Source organism: Nocardioides sp., from assembly GCF_024509035.1.
GTDB lineage: Bacteria > Actinomycetota > Actinomycetes > Propionibacteriales > Nocardioidaceae > Nocardioides.
Map to the genome: position 1 here is coordinate 43,917 of NZ_JANINT010000056.1, position 7,096 is coordinate 51,012.

The following is a 7,096-nucleotide window of genomic DNA, read 5'->3' on the forward strand; positions in this document are numbered from 1 at the left end:
TTCCACACCTTCAACACCCTCCACAACGCCAACAAGCAGATCGTGCTGACCAGCGACCGCGCGCCCAAGCGCCTCGAGGCGCTGGAGGATCGACTGCGCAACCGGTTCGAATGGGGCCTCATCACCGACGTCCAGCCCCCCGACCTCGAGACGCGCATCGCGATCCTGCGCAAGAAGGCCGCGATGGACCGGCTCACAGCGCCGCCGGACGTGCTGGAGTTCATCGCCTCGAAGATCCAGACGAACATCCGCGAGCTCGAGGGCGCGCTGATCCGGGTCACGGCGTTCGCGAACCTCAACCGCCAGGAGGTCGACATGACCCTGGCCGAGATCGTGCTCAAGGACCTCATCCCCGAGGGTGGCGAGCCCGAGATCACCGCAGCGCTGATCATCGCCCAGACCGCGGCCTACTTCGGGCTCTCCATCGAGGAGCTCACCGGACCCAGCAGGGGCCGCCACCTGGTGATGGCTCGCCAGATCGCGATGTACCTGTGCCGCGAGCTCACCGACCTGTCGCTGCCCAAGATCGGGGCGCAGTTCGGCAACCGGGACCACACGACCGTGATGTACGCCGACCGCAAGATCAACCAGCTGCTCGCCGAGCGACGTGCGGTCTTCAACCAGGTCAGCGAGCTCACCAACCGCGTGAAGATGCAGGCCCGTCAGGGCTGAGGAGCTCCGCCTCCCCGTCGCTCGCCCTTCCACCTGGACGACCTCGAGGCCTCACGCGCGACGGGCGCGAGCCGCCATGCCCGCGACCCGGCCGACGTTGCCGACGCGTCGTGGCCGCGAGAGGAGGCAGTTCGAGACCACGGCGACGACCCCGAACTACATCTCTGTGAGATGTGCACGCACCCCTGAACCGAGGACGGTCACCCCGGGAGAACCTGTGGACGAACGGTCACGCGGTCCACGACGCCGTCCCCGGATCCACATCCCCGCCGACTCGTCCACCAGATCGTCCACACCCCCTGTGCACCGACGACGCGCGTCGTGACCAGCACCAACGGGAGTTGTCCACAGTTTCCACCGACGCTATGACTCCTCCCTACCTCCAGACAGATCGATCCTCGGTGAACATCCATCCGGGCCCCTTCCTGGGGACAACTCCCGCGGGTCGGCCCTCCATGGCAGGATCTGCATTCCAGCAAGTGCCTGTCGGCACCGTGCTGAGGAACCTGTAGCTCTGCAGTTCCACACCCCGCTCCACCGAGCCGACCCGAAGGAACCATCGTGAAGTTCCGCGTCGAGCGCGACGTGCTCGCCGATGCCGTCGCCTGGGCTGCGCGCAGCCTCCCCGTGCGTCCCAGCGTCCCCGTGCTGGCCGGCCTCCTCATCGAGGCCAGTGACGACGGCCTGGTGCTCTCCACCTTCGACTACGAGACCTCCGCGCGCGCCACGCTGAGCGCCGAGGTCAGCGACGAAGGCAAGGCGCTGGTCAGCGGTCGGCTGCTCGCCGACATCTGTCGCAGCCTGCCGGCCAAGCCCGTCGAGATGGTTCTCGACGGCGCGAGGGTCTCGCTGACCTGTGGCTCGGCCCGGTTCAGCCTCCAGACGATGCCGGTCGAGGACTACCCCTCGCTGCCCGACATGCCGGCCGCGACCGGGACCGTGCAGAGTGAGGCCTTCGCGCACGCCGTCGCCCAGGCCGTCACCGCGGCCGGCCGCGACGACATGCTCCCGGTGCTGACCGGCGTGCGCATCGAGATCGACGGCTCGACGATCTCGCTGCTGGCCACCGACCGCTTCCGGCTCTCGCTGCGCGAGCTCGAGTGGAGCCCGCGCACGCCCGACGAGTCGGCGGCCGCGCTCGTGCCCGCCCGCGTGCTCGGTGACACCGCGAAGTCGCTGACCGGCGGCGGCGAGGTGACGATCGCGCTCGCCACGACCGGTTCCGGTGAGGGCATCATCGGCTTCGAGGGTCACGGTCCCGGTGGGCTGCGACGGACGACGACGCGTCTGCTCGACGGGGAGTTCCCCAAGGTCCGCAGCCTGTTCCCCGGCGAGCACCAGACCACGGCCCTGGTCGAGAAGGCAGCGCTGGTCGAGTCGGTCAAGCGCGTCGCGCTGGTCGCCGAGCGCAACACCGCCGTGCAGCTGGCCTTCAGTGACGGGGTGCTCACCCTCGACGCCGGGTCGGGCGACGAGGCCCAGGCCTCGGAGTCGATCGAGGCGACGATCACCGGCGAGGACATCACCACCGGGTTCAACCCCCAGTTCCTGCTCGACGGCCTCACCGCGATCGACCAGCCCGTCGTCGAGCTCGCCTTCACCCAGGCCTCCAAGCCCGTGGTGATCAGCGGGTCCGTCGACGACGGCGAGCGGGACTCCTCGTTCCGCTACCTGCTGATGCCGCGTCGCCTGCTCTCCTGAGTCCGACCCGGCCCCTGGGGTACCGCACCTAGGCTGGGGCCGACCGTGCCACGGCAGATTGGAGCAGCGATGGACCTCGGACTCGTCGGCCTCGGCAAGATGGGTGGCAACATGCGCACCCGGTTGCGCGACGCCGGGCACACGGTGGTCGGCTACGACCGCAATCCCGACGTCGCCGACGTCGACAGCCTCGAGGCGATGGTCGAGCAGCTCCCCTCCCCCAAGGTCGTCTGGGTGATGGTGCCCTCCGGCGACCCGACCCGCGAGACCATCCGCCAGCTCGCCGAGCTCCTCGGTGAGGGTGACCTCGTGGTCGACGGCGGCAACAGCAAGTGGACCGACGACCAGGTCAACGCCGACCTGCTGGCCGAACGCGGTATCGGCTTCGTCGACTGCGGTGTCTCCGGTGGCGTCTGGGGCCTGAAGAACGGCTACGCGCTCATGTGCGGTGGCAGCGACGAGGACGTCGCGAAGGTGCAGCCGGCCTTCGACGCCCTCAAGCCCGACGAGGGCGGCTTCGTCCATGCGGGCAAGAAGCCCGGCGCCGGCCACTTCGCCAAGATGGTCCACAACGGCATCGAGTACGCCATGATGCAGAGCTACGCCGAGGGCTGGGAGCTGCTCGAGAAGGTCGACCTCGTCGACAACGTCACCGAGGTCTTCGACTCCTGGCGCTCGGGCACGGTGATCCGCTCCTGGCTGCTGGACCTGCTGGTCGCGGCCCTCGAGGAGGACGGCCACCTCGACAAGATCGCCGGCTACGCCGAGGACTCCGGCGAGGGCCGGTGGACCGTCGAGGCCGCGATCGACAACGCCGTCCCGATGCACGTCATCGCCGCCTCGCTGTTCGCGCGGTTCACCTCGCGCCAGGACGACAGCCCGGCCATGAAGGCGGTCGCCGCGATGCGCAACCAGTTCGGCGGCCACGCCGTCCACACCGAGCCGCCGGTCGGCGGCGACGCCAACCCGGGCTGACCGCACCAGCCCGAACGAAGACACCCGCATGTACGTCGCGCACCTCTCGCTCCACGACTTCCGGTCCTACGCCACGGCTGAGGTGGAGCTCACCCCGGGAGTGACGGCGTTCATCGGGCGCAACGGCCAGGGCAAGACCAACCTGGTCGAGGCCATCGACTACCTCTCGCGACTCAGCTCGCACCGCGTGGCCAGCGACGCGCCCCTGGTGCGCGCGGGGGCCGACCAGGCGGTGGTGCGGGCGGCCGTCGTCCGCGATGGTCGCACCGCTGTCCTCGAGGTCGAGCTCAACCCGGGCCGCTCCAACCGGGCCCGGGTGAACAGGTCGCCGCTCCCCCGCGCTCGAGAGCTCGTCGGGCTCGTGCGCACCGTGGTGTTCTCCCCCGAGGACCTGACGCTGGTGAAGGGCGACCCGTCCGATCGCCGACGGTTCCTCGACGACCTGCTCGTGCTGCGCGCCCCCCGCCTCGCGGGGGTGCGCTCCGACTACGACCGGGTGCTGCGCCAGCGCAACACGCTGCTGAAGACCGCCGGAGCCGCGCGCCGAGGTAGCTCCGGCCAGGAGAGTGCGCTCTCGACGCTCGGGGTCTGGGACGCCCACCTCGCCCGCACCGGCGCCGAGCTGCTGGCCGAGCGTCTGGCGCTCGTCGAGTCGCTGCGCCCCTACGTCGGCAAGGCCTACGAGACCGTCGCGCGGGGAGCGACCCGCGACGACGCCGACATCGAGTACAAGCCGTCCTTCGACCTCAAGGGCCGCAGCGAGCGCGACGACCTGGTCGAGGCGTTGCTCGCGGAGGTCGAGCGGCGCCGCGGCGACGAGCTCGACCGGGGGGTCTCGCTCGTCGGGCCACACCGTGACGAGCTGCTGCTGAGCCTGGGCCACGGTCCCGGCGAGGGACGACTCCCGGTCAAGGGCTACGCCTCCCACGGGGAGTCGTGGTCCTTCGCCCTGGCGCTGCGGCTGGCGTCGTACGACCTCCTGCGCGCCGACGGCGACGACCCGATCCTGATCCTCGACGACGTGTTCGCCGAGCTCGACGCCGAGCGGCGTGCGCAGCTCGCCGACCTGGTGGCCGGCGCCGAGCAGGTCCTGGTCACCGCCGCGGTCGCCGCCGACGTGCCCGCGGGCCTGGCCGGCACCCGGTACGACGTAGCTGGTGGCACGGTGGTGAGGTCCGATGACGACTGACGACGGCGGATCGCTGCTCCCCGAGCGCGAGGAGCCCGCGCCGCGACGAGACGACGGGCTCGACCTTGCTCGGGCGCTGACGCGCGCGACCGCCAAGTCCACCCCCGCGGCCCGGCGCAAGACACGCCGGCCGCAGACGCCACCGCGCGGTCGGGTGACGGGGTCCCACCCGGACGACCGGGACCCCCAGCTGCTCGACACCACGCTCTCGCGTCTCGTCGACGACCACGGGTGGGAGGTCGACCTGCGCGTGCACGGGATGTTCGGGCGTTGGGCCGAGTTGGTCGGCTCCGAGATCGCGCTGCACTGCACCCCGGAGTCCTTCACCGAAGGGCGCCTGATGGTGCGCACCGACTCCACGGCCTGGGCCACGCAGCTGCGGCTGCTGGCCCCGACCGTCGTACGCCGCCTCAACGAGGAGCTCGGCCACGGCACGGTGACCCTCATCGAGGTGCTCGGACCCCATGGCCCCACCTGGAAGAAGGGCCCGCGGTCGGTGCGCGACGGGCGCGGTCCACGCGACACCTACGGCTGAGCCACACCGAGCCCGCCACCGGGATCGGCGCGGGACGTGAGCGCGCCGGAGACGATCTGCGGGATCCGTCGACGTATGGGGCCCCACCGGCACCCCTGTTCGTCGGCCGTGGAGCCGCTCACGAGCCGCGCAGGCCCACTTTTCATCCCCAGGCCATCCCCCGCCAGGGGTCGGTCCGTGGAATACGGCCCTCTGAGCGGTATCATGGACGTCGGCCGCGTGCGCCCTCGTGCTGCGGCCTTCTCCATGTCAACAGGCGTGTCAACGCCCGTTCAGCGAAGAGGTGTGCGTGTCCGAGGACATCACCGTCGAGACCCCCGACGAGACCCCCGCCGACAGCACCGCACCTCCCGCGGTCCCGGTCGAGTCCCCGGCGCAGGAGGAGGTCCAGTACGACGCCTCCGCGATCCAGGTCCTCGAGGGCCTCGAGGCGGTCCGCAAGCGCCCGGGCATGTACATCGGCTCCACCGGCGAGCGCGGTCTGCACCACCTGATCTGGGAGATCGTCGACAACGCCGTGGACGAGGCGCTGGCCGGCTACTGCGACCGCATCGTCGTCACGCTCCAGGCCGACGGCGCGATCCGGGTCGAGGACAACGGTCGCGGCATCCCCACCGACACCGCCCCAGGCCAGGAGATGCCGGCGGTCACGATGGCCCTGACCATGCTCCACGCCGGCGGCAAGTTCGGCGGCGGCGGCTACAAGGTCTCCGGCGGTCTTCACGGCGTGGGCGTCTCGGTCGTCAACGCCCTGTCGACGCACCTGATCGTCGAGGTCAAGAACCGCGGCCACCTGTGGCGCCAGTCCTTCAGCCTCGGCGTGCCGGACGGCGACCTGGAGGAGGTGCGCGCGCTCGAGCCCGGCGAGCGCACCGGCACCACCGTCACCTACTGGGCCTCCGCCGACATCTTCGAGACCACGACGTACTCCCTGGAGACCATCACCTCGCGGTTCCGCGAGATGGCGTTCCTCAACAAGGGCCTGACGATCGTGGTCCGCGACGAGCGACCGGTGGCCGACGAGATCGTCGACGCCGTCGAGGACGACACCGTCGCCGAGGACGTCGACTCCAACCGCGCCGACTCGATCAAGCGCGGCGAGGGCGGCGGCATCGAGCAGGTCTTCATGTACGAGCGCGGGCTCGTCGACTACGTCGAGCACCTCAACCGGCGCAAGGACAAGGCCAACCCGACCGTCATCTCCTTCGAGGCCGAGACCCCTGCCGGGGTCGAGAACCACATGAGCCTCGAGGTCGCGATGCAGTGGAACACCTCCTTCCAGGAGTCGGTGCACACCTTCGCCAACACGATCAACACCCACGAGGGCGGCACCCACGAGGAGGGCTTCCGCGCAGCGCTCACCACCCTGGTCAACAACTGGGGTGAGGAGTGGGGCCTGATCAAGAAGCGCGAGGACCGGGTCTCGGGCGACGACATCCGCGAGGGCCTGACCGCGATCATCTCGATCAAGATGGGCGAGCCGCAGTTCGAGGGCCAGACCAAGACCAAACTCGGCAACACCGAGGCCAAGGGCTTCGTGCAGCGGGTGGTCAACGACCAGCTCGGTGCCTGGTTGGAGCAGAACCCGGCCGAGGGCCGCGACATCATCCGCAAGGCGCAGGCCGCCGCCTCGGCCCGCATCGCCGCGCGCAAGGCGCGCGACCTGGCCCGGTCCCGCAAGGGCCTGCTCGGCGGTGGTGGCCTGCCCGGCAAGCTCTCGGACTGCCAGTCGACCAACCCCGCCGAGTGCGAGGTCTTCATCGTCGAGGGCGACTCGGCAGGTGGCTCGGCCCGCCAGGGCCGCGACCCGCGCGTCCAGGCGATCCTCCCGATCCGCGGCAAGATCCTCAACGTCGAGAAGGCCCGCATCGACAAGGTCCTGGGCAACCAGGAGGTCCAGTCGATCATCTCCGCGCTGGGCACCGGCATCCAGGACGAGTTCGACATCGAGAAGCTGCGCTACCACAAGGTCGTGCTGATGGCCGACGCCGACGTCGACGGCCACCACATCAACACCCTGCTGC

At 70.3% G+C, this 7,096-nt stretch carries 6 protein-coding genes; all 6 read left to right on the forward strand.

Annotated elements, in window-relative coordinates:
- Positions 1-672: DnaA/Hda family protein (locus Q0L15_RS05285; RefSeq protein ID WP_296602757.1), on the forward strand; the 672-nt coding region annotated here is incomplete at its 5' end.
- 561 nt (positions 673-1,233) lie between these two features.
- Entirely contained in the window at positions 1,234-2,373 is a 1,140-nt protein-coding gene (dnaN, locus tag Q0L15_RS05290; RefSeq protein WP_296602758.1) for a DNA polymerase III subunit beta, read from the forward strand.
- A gap of 69 nt (positions 2,374-2,442) precedes the next feature.
- A complete protein-coding gene (gene gnd, locus Q0L15_RS05295; protein ID WP_296602759.1) occupies positions 2,443-3,348 on the forward strand; it encodes a phosphogluconate dehydrogenase (NAD(+)-dependent, decarboxylating) in 906 nt (301 codons plus the stop codon).
- 28 nt (positions 3,349-3,376) lie between these two features.
- On the forward strand, positions 3,377-4,537 hold the full coding sequence (gene recF / locus Q0L15_RS05300) for a DNA replication/repair protein RecF (protein ID WP_296602760.1): 1,161 nt from the start codon (positions 3,377-3,379) through the stop codon (positions 4,535-4,537).
- The gene (locus tag Q0L15_RS05305; RefSeq protein ID WP_296602761.1) at positions 4,527-5,072 is read left to right on the forward strand and encodes a DciA family protein; all 546 of its coding nucleotides are present in this window, start codon (positions 4,527-4,529) and stop codon (positions 5,070-5,072) included. Before recF ends, Q0L15_RS05305 begins: the two co-directional genes overlap by 11 nt.
- Before the next feature lie 289 nt (positions 5,073-5,361).
- A partial coding sequence (locus Q0L15_RS05310) for a DNA gyrase subunit B (protein WP_296602763.1) occupies positions 5,362-7,096 on the forward strand: 1,735 nt, incomplete at its 3' end.